This is a genomic window from Mesorhizobium dulcispinae (assembly GCF_033977345.1).
In the GTDB taxonomy this organism is placed as follows: Bacteria; Pseudomonadota; Alphaproteobacteria; order Rhizobiales; family Rhizobiaceae; genus Mesorhizobium; species Mesorhizobium dulcispinae.
Window position 1 is genome coordinate 21,630 of the sequence record NZ_JAVIIY010000026.1, and the last position, 17,084, is coordinate 38,713.

At 63.7% G+C, this 17,084-nt stretch carries 15 protein-coding genes and 1 pseudogene; 7 read left to right on the plus strand and 9 right to left on the minus strand.

Annotation, left to right across the window (positions count from 1 at the left end; all coding sequences use genetic code 11):
- Window positions 1–13: 13 nt before the first annotated feature.
- From RFN30_RS30120 to RFN30_RS30130, 3 genes are all read right to left on the minus strand, one after another.
- Window positions 14–1,801 (minus strand): bifunctional alpha/beta hydrolase/class I SAM-dependent methyltransferase, encoded by a 1,788-nt coding sequence (locus RFN30_RS30120; RefSeq protein ID WP_320265641.1) that lies wholly within the window; start codon window positions 1,799–1,801, stop codon window positions 14–16.
- Between the two features lie 36 nt (window positions 1,802–1,837).
- Entirely contained in the window at window positions 1,838–2,446 is a 609-nt protein-coding gene (locus RFN30_RS30125; RefSeq protein ID WP_320265642.1) for a CDP-alcohol phosphatidyltransferase family protein, read from the minus strand.
- A gap of 83 nt (window positions 2,447–2,529) precedes the next feature.
- Window positions 2,530–3,399 carry a glucosamine inositolphosphorylceramide transferase family protein gene (locus tag RFN30_RS30130; RefSeq protein WP_320265643.1) on the minus strand — a complete coding sequence of 290 codons (870 nt, stop codon included), beginning with the start codon at window positions 3,397–3,399 and terminating at the stop codon, window positions 2,530–2,532.
- Between the two features lie 213 nt (window positions 3,400–3,612).
- Here RFN30_RS30130 and RFN30_RS30135 point away from each other — a divergent pair, with 213 nt between their 5' ends.
- The 4 genes and pseudogenes from RFN30_RS30135 to RFN30_RS30150 form a co-directional block, all read left to right on the plus strand.
- Window positions 3,613–4,092 carry a MarR family winged helix-turn-helix transcriptional regulator gene (locus RFN30_RS30135; RefSeq protein ID WP_320265644.1) on the plus strand — a complete coding sequence of 160 codons (480 nt, stop codon included), beginning with the start codon at window positions 3,613–3,615 and terminating at the stop codon, window positions 4,090–4,092.
- Window positions 4,089–5,267, plus strand: a complete 1,179-nt coding sequence (locus RFN30_RS30140) for an HlyD family secretion protein (RefSeq protein ID WP_320265645.1) — start codon at window positions 4,089–4,091, stop codon at window positions 5,265–5,267. The genes RFN30_RS30135 and RFN30_RS30140 overlap by 4 nt, the downstream gene beginning before the upstream one ends.
- A gap of 336 nt (window positions 5,268–5,603) precedes the next feature.
- Window positions 5,604–7,136, plus strand: coding sequence for a DHA2 family efflux MFS transporter permease subunit (locus RFN30_RS30145; protein WP_320265646.1), 1,533 nt, complete (start codon window positions 5,604–5,606; stop codon window positions 7,134–7,136).
- Between the two features lie 76 nt (window positions 7,137–7,212).
- Window positions 7,213–7,473, plus strand: a pseudogene (locus tag RFN30_RS30150) (adenylate/guanylate cyclase domain-containing protein); the annotation flags it as partial.
- Window positions 7,474–7,588: 115 nt separating this feature from the next.
- Here the strand turns inward: RFN30_RS30150 and RFN30_RS30155 are convergent.
- Entirely contained in the window at window positions 7,589–8,269 is a 681-nt protein-coding gene (locus RFN30_RS30155; protein WP_320265647.1) for a peroxiredoxin-like family protein, read from the minus strand.
- Between the two features lie 425 nt (window positions 8,270–8,694).
- Entirely contained in the window at window positions 8,695–9,213 is a 519-nt protein-coding gene (locus tag RFN30_RS30160) for a CAP domain-containing protein (RefSeq protein ID WP_320265671.1), read from the minus strand.
- A 289-nt stretch (window positions 9,214–9,502) separates the two neighbouring features.
- Here RFN30_RS30160 and RFN30_RS30165 point away from each other — a divergent pair, with 289 nt between their 5' ends.
- Window positions 9,503–10,327, plus strand: a complete 825-nt coding sequence (locus RFN30_RS30165; protein ID WP_320265648.1) for a DUF2189 domain-containing protein — start codon at window positions 9,503–9,505, stop codon at window positions 10,325–10,327.
- Between the two features lie 8 nt (window positions 10,328–10,335).
- On the opposite strand, the gene RFN30_RS30170 is transcribed toward RFN30_RS30165, so the two are convergent.
- The 4 genes from RFN30_RS30170 to RFN30_RS30185 all read right to left on the minus strand — a co-directional run bounded on the left by RFN30_RS30170 (window position 10,336) and on the right by RFN30_RS30185 (window position 14,792).
- Window positions 10,336–10,968: a LysE family translocator gene (locus tag RFN30_RS30170; RefSeq protein ID WP_320265649.1), complete on the minus strand. Its 633-nt coding sequence runs from the start codon at window positions 10,966–10,968 to the stop codon at window positions 10,336–10,338.
- A gap of 108 nt (window positions 10,969–11,076) precedes the next feature.
- Window positions 11,077–11,505, minus strand: a complete 429-nt coding sequence (locus tag RFN30_RS30175) for a YybH family protein (RefSeq protein WP_320265650.1) — start codon at window positions 11,503–11,505, stop codon at window positions 11,077–11,079.
- Window positions 11,506–11,605: 100 nt separating this feature from the next.
- Window positions 11,606–13,579, minus strand: a complete 1,974-nt coding sequence (locus RFN30_RS30180) for a pilus assembly protein TadG-related protein (protein WP_320265651.1) — start codon at window positions 13,577–13,579, stop codon at window positions 11,606–11,608.
- A 25-nt stretch (window positions 13,580–13,604) separates the two neighbouring features.
- Window positions 13,605–14,792 (minus strand): TadE/TadG family type IV pilus assembly protein, encoded by a 1,188-nt coding sequence (locus RFN30_RS30185; protein ID WP_320265652.1) that lies wholly within the window; start codon window positions 14,790–14,792, stop codon window positions 13,605–13,607.
- A 299-nt stretch (window positions 14,793–15,091) separates the two neighbouring features.
- On the opposite strand from RFN30_RS30185, the gene RFN30_RS30190 reads away from it, so the two are divergent.
- A complete protein-coding gene (locus RFN30_RS30190) occupies window positions 15,092–15,952 on the plus strand; it encodes a TIGR01459 family HAD-type hydrolase (protein WP_320265653.1) in 861 nt (286 codons plus the stop codon).
- Window positions 15,953–16,100: 148 nt separating this feature from the next.
- The gene (locus RFN30_RS30195) at window positions 16,101–17,084 is read left to right on the plus strand and encodes a bifunctional riboflavin kinase/FAD synthetase (protein WP_320265654.1); all 984 of its coding nucleotides are present in this window, start codon (window positions 16,101–16,103) and stop codon (window positions 17,082–17,084) included.

The following is a 17,084-nucleotide window of genomic DNA, read 5'->3' on the forward strand; positions in this document are numbered from 1 at the left end:
GCGTGGACGGTTCCTAAAGCCGCCTTGCCAGCGAGACGGTGAAGATGCCCCATTGGTCGATGCGCTGGTCGAGCTTCTCGAAGCCGGCCGCCTCGACCAGCTGGTCCATCTCGCCTTGCGTGCGGCGCCGCATCACCCAGGCCTGGCCGCCGCGATGCGAGGTCAGGCTGCGCGCGATCATTTCGAGCTGCGGGTGCCAGGGCTGGTTTGTGTAGATGAGCAGGCTGCCCGGCTGCATGGCGCGGGCAAGGCCGGCAAGCGAGCGCGCAATCAGTGCGTTGTCGCAGAAGAGCTCGTAGAGGCCGGAGACGATGGCAAGGTCGGGCGCAGGGTTGAGCGCGGCGAGCCCGTCGCCGTCGAAAGCGTCGGCGCGCCGGAACGAAACGCTCGCGGAGAGCTGGCGTTCGGCGATTGACTTGCGTCCAAGCTCGACATTGAGGTCGGAATAGTCCTGCAGCCGCACGCTGGCCGGCTGCTCGGCGCTCTTGGCGATGGCGTCGAGCACGTAGCGGCCGTGGCCGGCGGCGATATCGAGGATATGACCGGGCCGTCCGGCGGCCTTCAGCGTCGCCAGCGCCGAGCCGATCAGCTCTTCGAGGTGAAGCTTGCGCTGGCGGATGCCGCGCCAGCCGATGGCGTCGAGGAAGGTCCGGTCGACCATGCGGCCGACCGGCCCGAAGCCGCGCGGCTCGTCCTCATAGACATAGTCCAGCGTCGAACCGGAATCGAAGCCGGTGCCGACGCCGATTTTCATGCCTTGCGAGAACCAGCTGCCGATGCGGATGAAGGCGCGGCTCATCGCCCAGTAGAGGCCCTTGGGCGACAGAAGATCGAGCGGCGAGGCGAGCCGATCCGCCTCGTCGCGCGTATAGCCTGCAATGTCCGCCTGCTTCAGGTCGACGGATGCTGCCGGCGCCGCGAACTGCCCCTCGAGGAAGGGTCGGATCAATTCGAGCGCCTTCTCGCGGTCACGTTCGCCCAGCGTGTCGTGGAAGAAGCCCGGCAGCACATGCCGCTCCTTGATGCGGCTGCCGAGATTGACGAAGAACTCGTGCTGCGGCGCGTGCCGCACCACCCAGTCGCTGCCGGACAGAAGAAGCTGCGTCGGCACGGTGATGGCGCGCGCATCGGCAACGATGCGCGCCGCATGCTGGTAGAGCTCGACGAGAACGTTCGACGCGATCGGCCTTGTGATCAGCGGATCATTTTCGAAGGAGGCGATGCGTACCGGGTCATGGGTCAGCAGCTTCGCCTTGACGTAGGAATTGACGAAGAAGCGCCCCTTGATCCTCTGCCACAACGCAATGCCTTCCTTGGCGAAGGGGACATAGAGCTTGACCGAGAAGGCCGGCGAGGCGAGCACCATGGCGCGCAGTTTCGGCGCATAGTCGTGCACCCATGCTGCCGCAAGCACCGCGCCGAAGGACTGCGCGATGAGCGCAATGTCCTGCACGGCAATGCCATCTCTGGCGGTGATCTCGCGCATGAAGCAATCGATATCGCGCACGAGCGCCGAAAAGGACGGCGCAAAGCCGCGCTCGCCTTCGGACCGGCCGTTGCCGCGCGCATCCCAGGCGTAGAAGGCGTAGTCGGGCATGCGCAGTTCGTCGACGAGATGCGCCATGCGGCCGCCGTGCTCATGGCCGCGATGGAAGAGCACGACCCCGCCCTTGGCCTTGGCCGATACCGCCGGCCAGAAGCGGTAGAAGATCTCCGTGCCGTCATGGCTGCGGAAGGTGCGTTCCTGCGCCTGCCGCGCAAGGCCTTCCGCCGGCGCGCTGGCGACCTGTTCGTGAAGCATGGCGGTTCCCCCGGGCGGCATGGCGAGCCTCGATGCTCAGCCCACTTTGGCAGTAAGACCGGCGCGTATCCGGTTTATGGCGGTCAGCAGCGAAAGCGTAGCCATGGCCGGAAACACAAACGGCGCGATTGCCGCCGGCCACAGCCCGGCGGCGGCGAGCACGGCGACCACGCCCAGCGCCAGCGCCCTGTCGCTTTTGCCGAACGGCCCGGCATAGTTTCGCCCGATGCCGGCGGCGATGCCGAGCACGCCGGCAAACTCGGTGAGCGCCGCGGCGATGGCAAAGGCGACGACGCCCCAGCCGCCGAATTGCGGAAGGGCGGCAAACGGCAGGATCATGGCGAGGTCGGAGATGACATCGCAGATTTCGTTGAGGTACATGCCGAGGATAGAGGCTTGGCCATGTTCCCGCGCGAGCATGCCGTCGATGGCGTTGAGCGCCATGCGCAGGAAAAGCGCGACGGGAATGAGGAAAAGCGGCGCGCGCCATTCGGGCAAGACCGCGATCGCCGCTCCAGCCGCGACGGAAAGGACGGCCGCCAGAATGGTTACGCCATTGGCCGTCACGCCCATTGCGGCCAGCTTCCCGACCAGCGGCCGCAGCCTGTCCTGGAAAGCCGGCTTCAGCGCATAGAGCGTCGGCATTGCGTTGATCCCCCGATCCACGCCAATAGCTCTATCATGAACATGGCAAAAACACAGTGAATTTTCAGGCGGTTGACGCCTTACTATGAAGGCATCGCCTCAAGCCGTCGCCGCAGCATCGGCGTGCGCTCGACGCGTTTGACGTCGATCAGCGTGACACCGCCGCCATCCGACAGCGTGTGCAGGCCCTTGTCGAAGCCGTCGAGCCAGCCCTCCGGCGGCAGCCGCTTGACGATGCCGGCCGAAAATTCGTCCGGCGTCAGGCGATCGATGCGCAACAGGTTGATGGCGCTGCCATAACCAGCCGTGCAGTCCTGTGTCGGAAAATGGAGTTGCCCGTCATGTTCGAAGGGCGAGCCGGCGGGTCGTGACGATTCACGACCCGTGCGCACCGGATTTTGCGGGTGCCTGCGCCACGGACCGGTCAGGCTGTCGGCGAAGGCGGCATGCAGTTCGCGCGTGTCCCTGCCGTCATCGCCGTATAGCGCATAGAGCATCCACCAGCGCCGCTGATGCCGAAAGATGGTCGCGTCGACCGCCGGCTCGTCCAGCAGCACGGCGACCGGTTGCCATGCCTTCGGAAATTCGATCGCCTTGTAGAGCGTTAGCCGTCCGCTCTGGTAGGCCTCAGGCAGCATGAAGATGTCCTCGCCCTGTCGGATCAGCAGAGGATAGGAGAGGTGGAACGGCTCCTTCAGGGCCGCGCCGCGTTCCTTGAGCGCCCAATCTCGATCGTAGCTGTAATAGTGGATCTCGCCGCGCTTGACCCGGTAGTCATAGGCCTCGACCAGCACCGTGAAGCGGTCGTCGTGGAAAAGGCCGAACGGATCGGCGATGAAACGGAACGATCCCTGCGGCGGCAGCCAGACGACACGGCTCTTGTCCAGGCCTTGCGGGGCAAGCGCATTGCCGATCGGTTCGGGCACAATACCCACTTGCCAGATGTCGACCATGGATTCGCCCCTGCCACGCCGAATCTATGGAGCAAACCGTGCTGTCCGCAAACCCGGTATGCGGACCGGCAGGCCGCGAGAACCAGGCTTGCTGGCGCCGCCTTCAGCGTCCGAGCAACCATGAGCCCGCCGCATGGCTGTCATGCAATTTGCCGGCTTCTGGAACAACGCATTCCGCTTGAATAGTAAGCACGCTTATTATATATCTCGCTCATGGTTTCAGACGGCATCGATAGATTGGGATTTTTGATCCACGACGTGCAGCGCCTCATGCGCAAGCGCTTCGAGGCGCGCGCCAGTGGATTGGGCCTCTCCTCGGCGCAATGGCGGCTTCTCGTCCGCGTCGCCAAGGAGGCGGGCGTAGCCCAGGCGCGGCTCGCCGAGCTCCTCGAGATCGAGCCGATCAGCGTCTCGCGCCTGGTCGACAGGATGGAAGAGGGCGGGTGGATCGAGCGCCGCCAGGACGCAGCCGACCGCCGCGTTCGCATGATCTTCCCGACCGAGAAGGCAAACGCGGCCTATGCCGACGTCAAGAGCCTTGCCGGCGAGGTCTATGAGGAATCGCTCACCGGCGTGTCGCCGGAAGACCGCCGCATCCTGATCCGGGTGCTCGACGCGATCGTGCAGAATCTGACGGACGGCGAAGCGTCGTCGCTGGAAAAGATGAAGAATACGGAAGGCGCAGCAGCATGAACGCGGCAGCCAAGATAGACGAAAACGTCACCGAGCTTGAAATGGAAGCTCCGGCTCAGCCGACACCAACTCCGGTTTCCATGGCGCCCGCGCCGCAGCCGGCGCCCGCGCCGAAGAAGAAGCGCCGCCTCGGCCGCTTCCTGTTGATGGTCGCGCTGCCGCTGGCGCTGCTTGCCGGCGGCGCCTATGTCTGGGTGACCGGGGGCCGCTACCAGGAGACCGAGAACGCTAACCTGCAGCAGGCCAGGATTTCGATCGCTTCCGATACGGCCGGCCGCATCGTGAAGGTCGGCATCGCCGACAACCAGACGGTCAAGACGGGAGATCTCCTCTTCGTCATCGACCCCGAGCCTTACAGGATCGCGCTGGCCCAGGCCGACGCGGCTGTGGCCGCAGCGCGCCTCAATGTCGAGCAGCTGCGTGCCGCCTACAGCCAGGCGACGGCGCAGGAAAAGTCGGCCAGCAGCGAGGTCGACTACGCGCAGTCGCAATATGGCCGCGCCGCCGATCTCGCCCAGAAGGGCATCAACGCCAAGTCGTCGCTGGACGAGGCCCGCAACGACCTCGACAAAGCCAGGCAGCAGCTGGCGGTCGCCGAGCAGGGCATCGTCAGTGCCAAGGCGGCGCTTGGCGGTAATCCGGGCATCGAGACCGACAAGCATCCGACCGTGATGTCGGCGATCGCCGCGCGCGACAAGGCCGCCTACGATCTCGCGCAAACCACTGTCAAGGCGCCGGCCGACGGCGTGGTCTACCAGGCCTCGTCCTTCAAGGTCGGCCAATATGTCGCCGTCGGCACGCCGCTGTTCGCGCTGGTCGAGACCGGCGACACCTGGATCGACGCCAATTTCAAGGAGACCCAGCTCACCCATATGAAGCCGGGCCAGAAGGCCGAGATCGTCGTCGACACCTATCCGGGCCGGACCTTCGAGGCGACCGTCAAGGCGATCGGCGCCGGCACTGGCGCCGAGTTCTCGCTGCTGCCCGCCCAGAACGCCACCGGCAACTGGGTCAAGGTCACCCAGCGCATCCCCGTGCGCCTGGAACTGACCGACCCCGATGCCAGGATGGCGCTGCGCACCGGTATGAGCGTGACGGTCACTGTCGACACCGGCGTGGCGCGCGGCCTGCCGTCGATCTTCGGTCACGCCACGGCCGGCGAACACGCCGAGTAATCAAAGCAATTCCAGGAACAGTGTGAAGCGGTTTTCCGTCCGGAATTGCGAAGAAAAACAGGGTTGGAGCAGGGAATTGGTCTGATGGGAGGAGTGAGAAAGCCAAGCGTTTGAGGCGAGCCGCGTCGCTGCTCGATCAAGGCTGAAGCTTTCGCCGCTGACTCGTCGGTCCTCAGGTTTCCGGGCGGCAGGCATCCGCTCGTACAGAGACTTTCGGTCGATGTAACCCCCACGTCGATCCTCGCGTCCCACCGCGATGAGGGTCTCTCAACGGAAGGCCTCGCCGCCCGGAAACCCAATGTACACGTTTTTGTTACCTGCTGGAAGTTCAGCGCCATGAGCACGCCCGAACCCTTCAAGGAAGTGCCGCACCGCGGCCTGATCACGGTCGCGCTGATGCTGGCGACGATCATGCAGGCGCTCGACACCACGATCGCCAATGTCGCGCTGCCGACCATGACCGGCGATCTCGGCGCCTCGCCCGACAACATCAACTGGGTGCTGACCTCCTATATCGTGGCGGCGGCGATCATGACGCCGGTCACCGGCTGGCTTGCCGACCGCCTCGGCCGCAAGGAACTGTTCCTGGCCTCGGTCGTCGGCTTCACCATCTTCTCCATGCTTTGCGGCATGGCGTGGAGCCTCGAGACCATGGTGCTCTTCCGCCTGCTGCAGGGCGTGTTCGGCGCGGCCATCGTGCCGCTGTCGCAGACCTTCCTGCTCGACATCAATCCGAGGGAACGTCACGGCCAGGCGATGGCCATCTGGGGCGCCGGCATCATGCTGGGGCCGATCCTCGGGCCGACGCTCGGCGGCTGGCTGACCGAGAATTTCAACTGGCGCTGGGTGTTCTTCATCAACCTGCCGGTCGGCATCCTCGCCTTCATCGGCATGGCCGCTTATCTGCCCGTCGTCGCCAAGCGCGTGCGCAGCTTCGATTTCTTCGGCTTCGCCATGATCTCGCTCGGCGTCGGCGCGCTGCAGCTGATGCTCGATCGCGGCGGCGAGGTCGACTGGTTCTCCTCGACCGAGATCTGGATCGAGCTCGCGCTGTCGATCACCGGCTTCTGGGTGTTCATCATCCACACGGTGACGTCCGAACGTCCCTTCATCGATCCAAAAATCTTCCTCGACCGCAATTTCGTGACCGGGTTGGGCTTCATCTTCGTGATGGGCGTGCTGATCCTGGCCTCGATGTCGCTGTTGCCGCCGATGCTCGCCAATATCTTCGGCTACCCGACCGTCACCATCGGCGTCGTGCTGGGGCCGCGCGGCATCGGCACGATGATCTCGATGCTGTTCGTCGGCCGCATCATGCACCGGATCGATGCAAGGATCCTCGTCGCCATCGGCTTCCTGCTCACCGCGCAGTCGCTCTATACGATGGCGAGCTTCACGCCGCAGATGGACAACTGGCTGATCATCTCTTCGGGCGTCATCCAGGGCCTCGGCATGGGCATGGTGTTCGTGCCGCTGTCGGCGGTTGCCTTCGCCACGCTCGACGCGCGCTACCGCACCGACGCCACCTCGCTGTTCAGCCTGGTGCGCAATCTGGGGTCCTCGATCGGCGTGTCGGTGGTCGCGGCGCTCATGGTGCAGAACACGCAGATCAACCACAGCGAGCTCGGAGCCTTCATCAACCCCTACAACCCCAATCTGTGGGCGGCCTCGCCGGCTGCGGCCGCCGGCGATCCCTCAGCACTTTCGCAAGTCGACAGGCTGGTGAATGTCCAGGCAATGATGATCTCCTACATCAACGACTTCAAAATCCTGATGGTGATGACGCTGCTTGCCGTCCCGTTCGTCATCCTGCTGCGCAAGCCGAAGGCGGCACCGGCGGGTGGCGCGCCGGCGGCCCATATGGACTGACGTTTCGCGGCGGCCTTCTGGTAGCCGGATTCAGGCGGCGTGCTTGGCGATGATCGCGGGGTCAAAGTGTCCGCTAGAGTACTTCGCCGATGGCATCTCCGAAGACATCATCACGGCTCTGTCGAAGCTGTCGCAGCTGTTCGTCATCGCCCGCAACTCATCGTTCACCTTCAAGGGCCGGAACGTGAACGTCCAAGTGGTGGGCCGCGGCCTCGGCGTGCGCTACGTGCTGGAGGGAAGTGTCCGTAAATCAGGCAGCAGGGTGAGGATCACCGCACAGCTGATCGACGCGACATCAGGCGGCCATCTGTGGGCGGAGCGTTTCGATCGCGACCTCCAGCGTGGTCGACGGCAACGTCTGCTTTCAGGCGGTGGCAGGGCTCACGTCAACGGCCAACACCCGGGCCGCCGCGCTTGAGCACCTTGATCATGGCCTCAAACCCATAGAATCGTTACAGGGCGCGGTCGTCGAGCGAATTTTTCGGCAGCCTATGATGTGCGACTTGGGACGCTACCGATATCAGTTCCTCGGGTTTCGGCGCCCTGAACGTTTGGAGACCAACCTCCAGAACTTCAGTGAAGCTCCAGCGCACGATGCCCTCCCGGTCGATTAGGAACTGACCGACAAGCTGCCCCTGGCCGGAAGCCATCATCTGCTGATCGGCTTCCGTAATCTCATATCCTTCCTTCTTGTTGAGAAACTCGTTCATTGCCATCACGTCCATAGGTTCTGGCAACTCGCCCGGAAGGTCAATCCGTATCGCCGTGACCGTGTCCATCCCGACCTCGCGCAAGCCGAAAGCACGATGCGAGGCACGCTCCGGGTCGGACGCGGCGAGAAGGTGGGGCATCGGGTGGTAGCGGAAATAGAGCCGTGCCCGTTCGACCGGCGTATTGACCACTGCCAGGCATTCGACGCCTTTCTCACGCAGAGCCGGATTGAGTTGCGCCATGGCCGCGACGTGACGGCGGCAGAACGGACAGTGCAGACCGCGAAACAAACCGATCAACAACGGGCTACGGCCTCGAAAATCATTGAGCGCAATCTTGCCTTCGCGCGAGATAGCATCGAGCACTATATTGGGCGCTGGGTCGCCCGGCTGCAGTGGGCGGTCAACACTACACATGGACATGGACAAACTCCTCGCCCAAGCTCAGTCGGCAAAAGGCAGCAACACTACATTTCGGGTTGGGCCCGTGCTGGGCGCAAACTCCCGCGCCAGAGCAAACAGCGTTCGGCCTCTGCCATATTGCTGAGGTCAAGATTGCAAGCCCATCATAGCACGGAAAAAGCATCTGCGGCTCACGCGTGTCGCGAGCCGTCTCCGGCGCCGCGGCAAACAGTGGTCGTCTCATCCGTGCCATGGGACGACCACAGCGGCGAGACCGACAGGATCTTTCAGATGCGCGTTCTGACGGTGCTCAGCGCTACGTGCTCGTTCTGGCCGATGAGGCGAACGGCAACTTCCCACCCATTGAAGCCCTTTAGAATTCTCTAATATCTGGTGGGCTGTACTCGTTGATGGTGGAGCCGCCCGCAGGCGGCGGCTCTTCAGTCTCAACGGCCCAGCACCAGCGCCCAGTAGCGCAGGCTGGGATCACGACCGTCGCGCACATAGGCAAGCCCGAAACGGCTGAAATCCGGGTCGAGCATGTTGCGGCGGTGGCCGTCCGAATGCATCCAGATGTCGAACAGTTTCGCAAGGTCGAAGCGCCCCTCGGCGATGTTTTCGCCCGCGGCGCCGCGCACCCCGTTGTCCTTCATGCGCGAGGCGAAATCCTTGCCCCAGCCGGTCGTGTGGCTCATGCGGGCGCGCGACGCCATGTAGCCGGCCTGCTGCAGCGCCGCCTGCTCGAGCTGTGTGTCCGGGACAAGCGCAGGCAACCCGGCTGACGCACGGATTGTGCTCAACGTGCTTGTAGCGGAGGACGATACGCCAGCACCTTCGCCGGTCGGCAGCGAAACGGTGCTGCAGGCCGCGATGCCAGCAAGCGCAGCCATGCCGGCGGCCTTGAGCAGGATGCGACGGTTGGGAATGGGAAGGGACGAGTGGGCTTCGGTGGTCGAGGTGGTCATGCCGCCTCTGATACCGGCGATCATGGCTTTTGCCGGGCAGTCGATGAAAATCGCGCGAGGAGCAAAAAGCCGTTGATGTAGGACATTCCCCGGAAGATAGGCTATCATGCCCGCGTTCTTGAAAGTGGCAGCCACGGGCGGGCCACCCAGGCGGTGACCGCCCATTACAGCGCCGCGCGTCCAATTGGACGCGCAAAGGACGCTGTAAAACTTTGGTCTGGCGCATGATCCTTTCCGAAAACCGATTTCCGGTTTTCGGGGTCATGCGCGAGCAATACGGAGGACGGTTATGGCCGGTTTTCATGTCATGGCGGACGCGCGCGGGATGCATGTGCAGCCCACGGTGCGCCACATCACCACGTCGGATCTCTGGGATGCGTTGCGGCTCGGCGCCGAGGATTTCTGGGCCAAGCCCTCGCACTACGTGTTCCTGTGCCTGATCTATCCGGTCGTCGGCCTGATCCTGACGCAGTGGTCGTCGGGCTCCAACGCCATCCAACTCGTCTATCCGCTGATGTCGGGTTTCGCGCTGATCGGTCCCTTCGCGGCGATCGGCCTTTACGAGATCAGCCGCAGGCGCGAGCTCGGCATGAGCAGCCGCTGGCACCATGCGCTTGACGTGCGCCATTCGCCGGCGCTGCCCTCGATCGCGGTGATCGGCATCCTGCTTTTCGCGCTGTTCCTCCTGTGGCTGTTCACTGCGCAATCGATCTACACCAGCCTGTTCGGCGCCGAGCCGCCGGCTTCCGTCGGCACTTTCCTGCGCGACGTGCTGACGACCAGCAAGGGCTGGACGCTGATCCTGCTCGGCAATGCGGCCGGCTTCGTCTTCGCGGTCGTCGTGCTTGCCACCACCGTGATCGCCTTTCCGCTGCTGCTCGACCGCGATGTCGGCGCCGTCTCGGCGATCGAGACCTCGGCGCGCGCGGTAATGGCCAATCCGTTGCAGATGGCGCTCTGGGGCCTGACGGTCGCCGTGCTTCTGGTGATCGGCTCGATCCCGATCTTCGCGGGTCTCGCCGTCGTCATGCCGATCCTCGGCCATGCGACCTGGCATCTCTACCGCAAGGTGATCGAACCGGAGCAGATCCGGCCGGTCCGCCGACCGATGTAAGGCGCGCTCTAACGCTGCGCTTCGGTCGCCATCCGGAGCGCCAGCGCCGTCAGCACCGTGCCCATCATCCAGCGCTGGACGACCAGCCAGAACGGCCGTCCGGCAAGGAAGGTGGCGATTGAGCCCGCCGTTACCGCGATGATGGCGTTGACGGTGAGGCTGATCGAGATCTGCGTCACGCCAAGCACCAGAAGCTGCGACAACACGTGGCCCTTGGTCGGGTTGATGAACTGCGGCAAGAGCGACAGATAGAGCACCGCCACCTTCGGATTGAGCAGGTTGGTCATCAGCCCCATGACGAACAGCTTGCGCGGCCTGTCCTTCGGCAACTCGCGGATCTGGAACGGCGAGCGTCCGCCGGGCCTCAGCGCCTGCCAGGCGAGCCACAGCAGGTAGGCCGCGCCGGCAAAGCGCAGCGCGTCATAGGCATATGGCACGGCAAACAGCAGCGCCGTGATGCCGAAAGCGGCCGACAGCACATAGAACAGAAAGCCCAGCGCCACGCCGCCCAGCGAGATCAGTCCGGCCCTCGGCCCTTGCGACAGCGAGCGCGAGATCAGGTAGATCATGTTTGGCCCGGGTGTCAGCACCATGCCGAGGCAGATCAGAGCGAAGGTGAGGTGGTTGGCGGCGTCAGGCATGGAGGTCTCCGCAGGAAGCGCGTGAGATGTGCGCTGCTTCGCGGGAACGTGCAAGAGCTTGGCGGCGCCGGCCGTTGCTCCAGAAGCACTACAGGCGTTGGTAGCCTTCTATTCACCGACGACCGAGGCCGCCGGGCGAGGCGAGGTTATAGGATCGGCATGACGAAGGACGATTTTCCACGCGCCTTCCTCCCGCCGAAATATAGTGGTGGTTCGAAGTGCAAACGGCACCAGCTTGTCGCTGCCGCCGACCTTGGATCGGAACCGCTCGATCTCAATGGTGTAACCCAAATCCGTCGTCGCGTACTCGGAAATGCGCTCAAAGCCGATAGCCTCGCCGTCCCGGTAGTTGGTAGCGGCGCGGTCCATCGTTTCGGCTGCTTTCCTCCATCCTTTGGCCGGCGGGCCGAACGGATTGGCGATGACGACGTCATCCCGTTGTGAATAGAGACTTTTCAAAGGCTCGGGATCGCCCTTGACGAACGCATCCACGGCTAAATGATCCTGCTCGATGAGTTTCGCGAGGTCGGCCAACATCTCAGCATCCTCAGATGATAGGGAAAGAGGATACTATCTGAAAACCAGCCGCTGCTCCTGCCTTTTCGTTTCTTGGCGCGCCGGCATCCGTCTATGTGCCTTACCCCACCACCCGCAAATTCGACAGCTCGTTCGCAATTTCCTTGAAATTGTCGGACAGCGTCGCGCCGGTCGCGTTCCAGAACAGCTTGGCGGGCTTGCTCGGGTCGGCCGGATCCTTGCGGAAGCGGGAATCGGATGAGCAGGTTTTCAGAGCGTCCATTGCCTTCTTGTCGCCGGCGTCGGTCGAGGACATGTCGAGCGCGACCGTCATCACCATGATGTTGGCCGCCTTGGCGTTGTCGCAGAGCTTCGCCATCTGCTCGTTGAGCGCGTTGGTGTAGTTGCTCGAGGAATAGTTGAACTGGCCGATATCGCTGGGCGTGCCGCCGAACAGGCGGGTGACCGAGGTGCCGTTGTAGCCGACGCCGGTATAGCCGTAGGCTGCATAGGTCGACTTGTTGCCGGCCGGGTCGGAGCTCGCCGTCGAATAGGTGTTCTCGCCGTCGGTGAGCACGATGACGACCTTGTCGTTGCCGCGTTCGGTCTCCGGCCGCCCTTCGGTGAAGGGCTCGGTGCTGGAAACGGTGCGCCAGCCCCAGGCCATGCCTTCCGGCACGTTGGTGTTGCCGTTGGGCTGCATCAGGTCGATCGCCGCTTTGACGGCTGTGAGCCCGTCGGCATTGGTGACGTCGGTGAGCGGCGTAATCGGCGTGGTGGTGCAGCTATAGTTTGGGCCAGCGCCGGCGCTGAGCACCGGGGCATTCATCGGCCGCGGCATGAAGTACTTGGCCATGTTCGACTGCCTGGTCTTGCCGGTGGTGCTCGACGGATCGTCGTTCCACCAGCTGTTGGCGGCGCCGTAGGTCTTCGGTGGCAGTTCGTCGGGGTCCTGCGTGACGTACCAATGGTTGCCGGGCTCGTCGGGTGCGAACATCGGCACGAATATGGTCGCCGGGTCGCCGACGCCGATGCCGGTGTTGTTGGGGCCGCCCGATGCGGGCGTGTCGTCGACATTGTAGGGGTAGGGACGCACCTCCACGCAACCCTGCCAACTGGCGAAGGGCCCATAGGTGTCGTTGTAGTCATATTCGTCGTGGCTGCGCTTGCAGGTGTGATTGGATCGGTACTCGTCGCAGACCACTCGCTTGCTGCCGACGATGCGCTCGTGACTGGTGACCACCTTCATGTCGCGATAGAGCTCGAAGCGGGTCAGGATCTGCCCTTCTTCGGTCCCCCAGCCGGTGCCCTTCTTGTACCAGATGCCATTGATCTTCTGCGCGTATTTGTCCGAGGCGTTGAGCGTCGACCAGTCGAAATTCTCGTTGGCGATCGGCGACAGGCCGTAGGTGTCCATCCACGACGCGTTGTCGTTCTGTGACCCGACATTGACCGAGGCGGCGAAGGGCACGAGGCTGAACTGGACCGGCTTGTCGATCTGCTTGATCTGAGTCGCCTGCTGGGCGAGGGTGTCGACAAGCTGCTTGGCGGCCTGTTTGAGCAGGTCGATGCGCTTCTGCCCGGTGCCGGATCCCTTCGTCGACATCGAGCCCGAATTGTCGAGTACCATCGCCACTTCCAGCGTGTTCTTCAGCCGCACCTGCGAGCACGGCGCGAGCGTGATCTGCTTGTTCGCGTCGCCTTCGGACGCGCCGTTGAGCAGCGCCGCCGCCGGGTAGAAATAGGGGTGGTAGTTGAGGGTCGCGCACAAGGTCACCAGGCCGCCGCCGGCCTGGCTGCTGGGCAGCGTGACGTCGAGCGAGATGTTCGCCGGATCGATGTTGTTGAGATTGGCGTTGAAGAAGTCGACCGCATAGGCCTTGACCTTGTCGTCGGTGGCGCCTTCCGCCAACCGCCTCGCGGCGGCAAAGTTCGCGGCGTCGAGCGCGTTCAGCACCATCTGCTTCTGGCGATTGAGTTCGGTGACATCGACGGCGATCGCCAAGGCGCCCACCAGCGGCACCATGGCGATTGCCGTCACGAGGGCATAGTTGCCGCGCCGGTCGCGGCAAAATCGAAGCCAGAATTCGCGCATCTGTCGTAAGCGGCCCTGCATGCGGTTACTGCGTCATCACCGTCTCGGACGGCCGCTGGTTGAAGGCGCACTTGCCTTGCACGGTGTAGAAGAAGTCGGCATTGGAAACCGGCGCCGGCACCGCGTTGCCGCCGTCTTCCCAGGCCTGGTAGCTGGTCTGGCCGCAGGGCACGGCGCTGAAGATGTCGACGGTTTGGCCGGTCGCCACCTCGGGCATATCGGTCTGGCTGACGCCCATGTAGAGCCGGTTCGAGGTAGTGGCATCGTTCGACTGCAGCGTCTGCGGATTGCCCGAAGGCACCTTCATCTGCAGGTAAAGCTGGTTCATCTGGCTGACGTCGATAACCGCGCCGGAGCCGTTGGCGGGATAGAACGTATTGGAGCAGGCGGTGTTGAAGTAGATCGTCTTGTTGGTTCTGCTGTCCTTGGTGCTGCCGGGGATCGACCCTGACGGCGGATTGCTGAAGGCACTGGTCGAGCCCGTCGTCGAGCAGACCTGCTCCTGGACCTTCGTCTCCGTGCTTCCGTTCACCGTGTATACGGTGGTGGTCCCGTAGCCCTTCGGCTCGCCTACGCTATAGTTGGTGCTGCCGGATTTGTAGGTGTATTTGTAGTTGTTGTAGGTGTAGTCGATCTTCATCAGGCTCTGCGCGTTCGTCTGGGCGAACTGGGTGCCGTAAAGATACATGGTCTTGTTCCAGTATCCCGACACCTTTGAAACCTTGAAGGTGGACTGCACCAGCGCCGGCGTCTTGCGCACCGAGGAGGCGACGCCGATCGGCACGGACTTGATCCTGGCGATGCCCATGAAATTGGTCGGCATCGGATAGCTTGCCGTGGCGCTGAATGCCGCCGTGCCGTCGGCGGCGACGTCGACAGTGTTGAGCGTCACCGTGCCCTGACCGCTGTTTGCCGCATAAGCCTGCTGCAGCGCCGTCTGGCGGTCGGCCTTGGTCGTGGTGGTCGGCATCGTGGTGATCGACAGGATCGCGGCGTCCAGCGCGCTCTGCATGTTGCTCCTGGTGGTCACCGCCGAGGTGTAGTCGACGGAGAAGCCGACCGCGAGCAGCAGCGACATCATCATCATGACCACGATAGGCATAAGCGAGCCGTCGCCGGAGCGAAGGAATTGTCTGATCGTTCCAGCTATCGTGGCAATGGCGGCCGCCGGGGCGTGATTGTCCCGCCTGTCGCCGAAAAACTCACGGACCATTGCGCTCAGCCCCCGCCAAGGATCCCATGTTGATATACGACCATAGTCTTAGTCGACGTGCTACCATGGTCATAAATCGTTAAATTTCAGCTTGCGCGAAACAATCAAGAACGCACCGCCGTTTTGACGGCGCATTAACCTTCTGGTTCCGAGCCGGCGATATCGGAGCCCGCCGGCCGGCGAAGGCGAAAGCTGGTGACAGGATGGAGCGCTTCGGTTATGCGGGACCGGCCGCGGCGGCCTCCGAACCAAAGGATGGCTGTCGCGGCCTTGCCTAAGATCAGCTTCAGGAAAACGGCATGGCGGATTCGCCGGACATCATCGCTTCGCTCGCCGATCTGACGGGAAATTACGCAGCCATTCTGTGCGACGTGTGGGGCGTGGTGCACAATGGCAAATGGCACTTTCCCATCGCCGCGGAGGCGCTCGCCCGGGCGCGCGCGGCAAAAGTGCCGGTGGTGCTGATCACCAATTCGCCGCGCCGCAGCGCCGACGTCGTTGCGCAGATGAATGCGATCGGCGTCCCGGCAGATGCCTATGACCGTCTCGTCACCTCGGGCGACGTCACGCGCGACCTCATCGCCGAGGGGCCGAGGAAGATCTTCCACATCGGACCCGAGCGGGACTTCACCCTCTACGACGGCCTGGACGTCGAACTGGTGGAGGAGTTCGAAGCCTCCGGCATCGTCTGCACCGGGCTCTATGACGACGAGGTGGAGAAGCCCGCCGACTATGCGGAACTGCTGCAGCGGCTGCGTGCCCGCAACCTGCCCTTCATCTGTGCCAATCCAGACATCCTGGTGGAGCGCGGCGAGCGCACGATCTGGTGCGCCGGCGCGCTTGCCCGCGACTACGCGCAGCTCGGCGGCCGCACGTTGATTGCCGGCAAGCCTTTCGCGCCGATCTACAATGTCGCCATGAAGGAAGTCGCCGGCCTGCTCGGCCACCCGGTCGAGCGCAGCGAGGTCCTCGCCATCGGCGACGGCATGATGACCGACGTCAAGGGCGCCGCCGACAACGGCTTCGACGTGCTCTATGTCTCGGGCGGCATTCATGCACGCGACTATGGCGACCCGCTGCGGCCAGATCCCGAAAGGCTGGCGGGATTCCTCGCAAAGCACGGCTATCGGCCGGTCGCCGTCATTCCGCGGCTGCAATAGAGCATGATCCGGAGAAGTGTGCAGCGGTTTTTGGCAAAGATCATGCTCAAACAAGAAGATAAAGCGGAAGGACGATTCGAAGAAAAGTCATCCCGCTTTATGCTGGTAGCGTAGCCATGACGGGCGCCCCCACATCACGCAGGTTGACATGACGCAAGCTTTCGAACGCATTTCGGCGGTCGCGCCGTTGCCTGCCCACCTGCGTGGCGGCGTCGTGGCGATCGGCAATTTCGACGGCGTCCACCGCGGCCATCTTTCGGTGCTGGAGCGGGCGCTGGCCGAGGCCGGCCGGCGCGGCGTGCCGGCGCTCGTGCTCACCTTCGACCCGCACCCGCGCAAGGTGTTCAGGCCGGACATGCCGCTTTTCGTTCTGACGCCGCCGCCGATGAAGGCCAGGCTGCTCGCGAAGCTCGGCTTCGCCGCCATGGTCGAGCAGCCGTTCACGCGCGATTTCGCCGCGCTCTCGGCCGAGGCTTTCGTGACTGACGTGCTGCAGAACAAGCTCGGCATATGTCATACGGTCACCGGCTTCGACTTCCATTTCGGCAAGGACCGCCAGGGCGGCCCGGCCTTCCTGATGGCGGCCGGCGAACGACACGGTTTCGACGTCACGCTGGTCGATGCCTTCCGCGACGAGGGCGCCGAGGTGGTCTCGTCGAGCCGCATCCGCGCCCTGCTTTGCGAGGGCAAGGTGGAAGAGGCCGCCGGCCTGCTCGGCTACCGGTTCACCGTCGAGTGCGAGGTGATCGGCGGCCAGCGGCTCGGCCGCACGCTCGGCTTCCCGACGGCCAACATGAGGCTTTCGCCGGAAACCACTCTGAAGGAAGGCATTTATGCCGTCCGCTTTCGCCGCGCCGACGGCACGCTTCATGACGGCGTCGCTAGTTTCGGGCGCCGCCCGACGGTCGACGACAATGGCGCGCCGCTGCTCGAAACCTATGTCTTCGACTTCTCGGGCGATCTCTATGGCGAGATCTGTCAGGTTTCGTTCTTCGGCTATCTGCGCCCCGAGCTGAAGTTCGACGGGCTCGATGCGCTGGTGGCGCAGATGAAGCTGGATGAGGCCGAGGCGAGGGCGCTGCTCGCAGGCGTGCGCCCGCTATCGGAATTGGACGCCGCAATCTGCTTCTGA

Coding starts and splice junctions, on each gene's coding strand:
- RFN30_RS30120 (WP_320265641.1), bottom strand. CDS start 1,801: ATGCTTCACGAACAGGTCGCCAGCGCGCCGGCGGAAGGCCTTGCGCGG.
- RFN30_RS30125 (WP_320265642.1), bottom strand. CDS start 2,446: ATGCCGACGCTCTATGCGCTGAAGCCGGCTTTCCAGGACAGGCTGCGG.
- RFN30_RS30130 (WP_320265643.1), bottom strand. CDS start 3,399: ATGGTCGACATCTGGCAAGTGGGTATTGTGCCCGAACCGATCGGCAAT.
- RFN30_RS30135 (WP_320265644.1), top strand. CDS start 3,613: ATGGTTTCAGACGGCATCGATAGATTGGGATTTTTGATCCACGACGTG.
- RFN30_RS30140 (WP_320265645.1), top strand. CDS start 4,089: ATGAACGCGGCAGCCAAGATAGACGAAAACGTCACCGAGCTTGAAATG.
- RFN30_RS30145 (WP_320265646.1), top strand. CDS start 5,604: ATGAGCACGCCCGAACCCTTCAAGGAAGTGCCGCACCGCGGCCTGATC.
- RFN30_RS30155 (WP_320265647.1), bottom strand. CDS start 8,269: ATGTCCATGTGTAGTGTTGACCGCCCACTGCAGCCGGGCGACCCAGCG.
- RFN30_RS30160 (WP_320265671.1), bottom strand. CDS start 9,213: ATGACCACCTCGACCACCGAAGCCCACTCGTCCCTTCCCATTCCCAAC.
- RFN30_RS30165 (WP_320265648.1), top strand. CDS start 9,503: ATGGCCGGTTTTCATGTCATGGCGGACGCGCGCGGGATGCATGTGCAG.
- RFN30_RS30170 (WP_320265649.1), bottom strand. CDS start 10,968: ATGCCTGACGCCGCCAACCACCTCACCTTCGCTCTGATCTGCCTCGGC.
- RFN30_RS30175 (WP_320265650.1), bottom strand. CDS start 11,505: ATGTTGGCCGACCTCGCGAAACTCATCGAGCAGGATCATTTAGCCGTG.
- RFN30_RS30180 (WP_320265651.1), bottom strand. CDS start 13,579: ATGCGCGAATTCTGGCTTCGATTTTGCCGCGACCGGCGCGGCAACTAT.
- RFN30_RS30185 (WP_320265652.1), bottom strand. CDS start 14,792: ATGGTCCGTGAGTTTTTCGGCGACAGGCGGGACAATCACGCCCCGGCG.
- RFN30_RS30190 (WP_320265653.1), top strand. CDS start 15,092: ATGGCGGATTCGCCGGACATCATCGCTTCGCTCGCCGATCTGACGGGA.
- RFN30_RS30195 (WP_320265654.1), top strand. CDS start 16,101: ATGACGCAAGCTTTCGAACGCATTTCGGCGGTCGCGCCGTTGCCTGCC.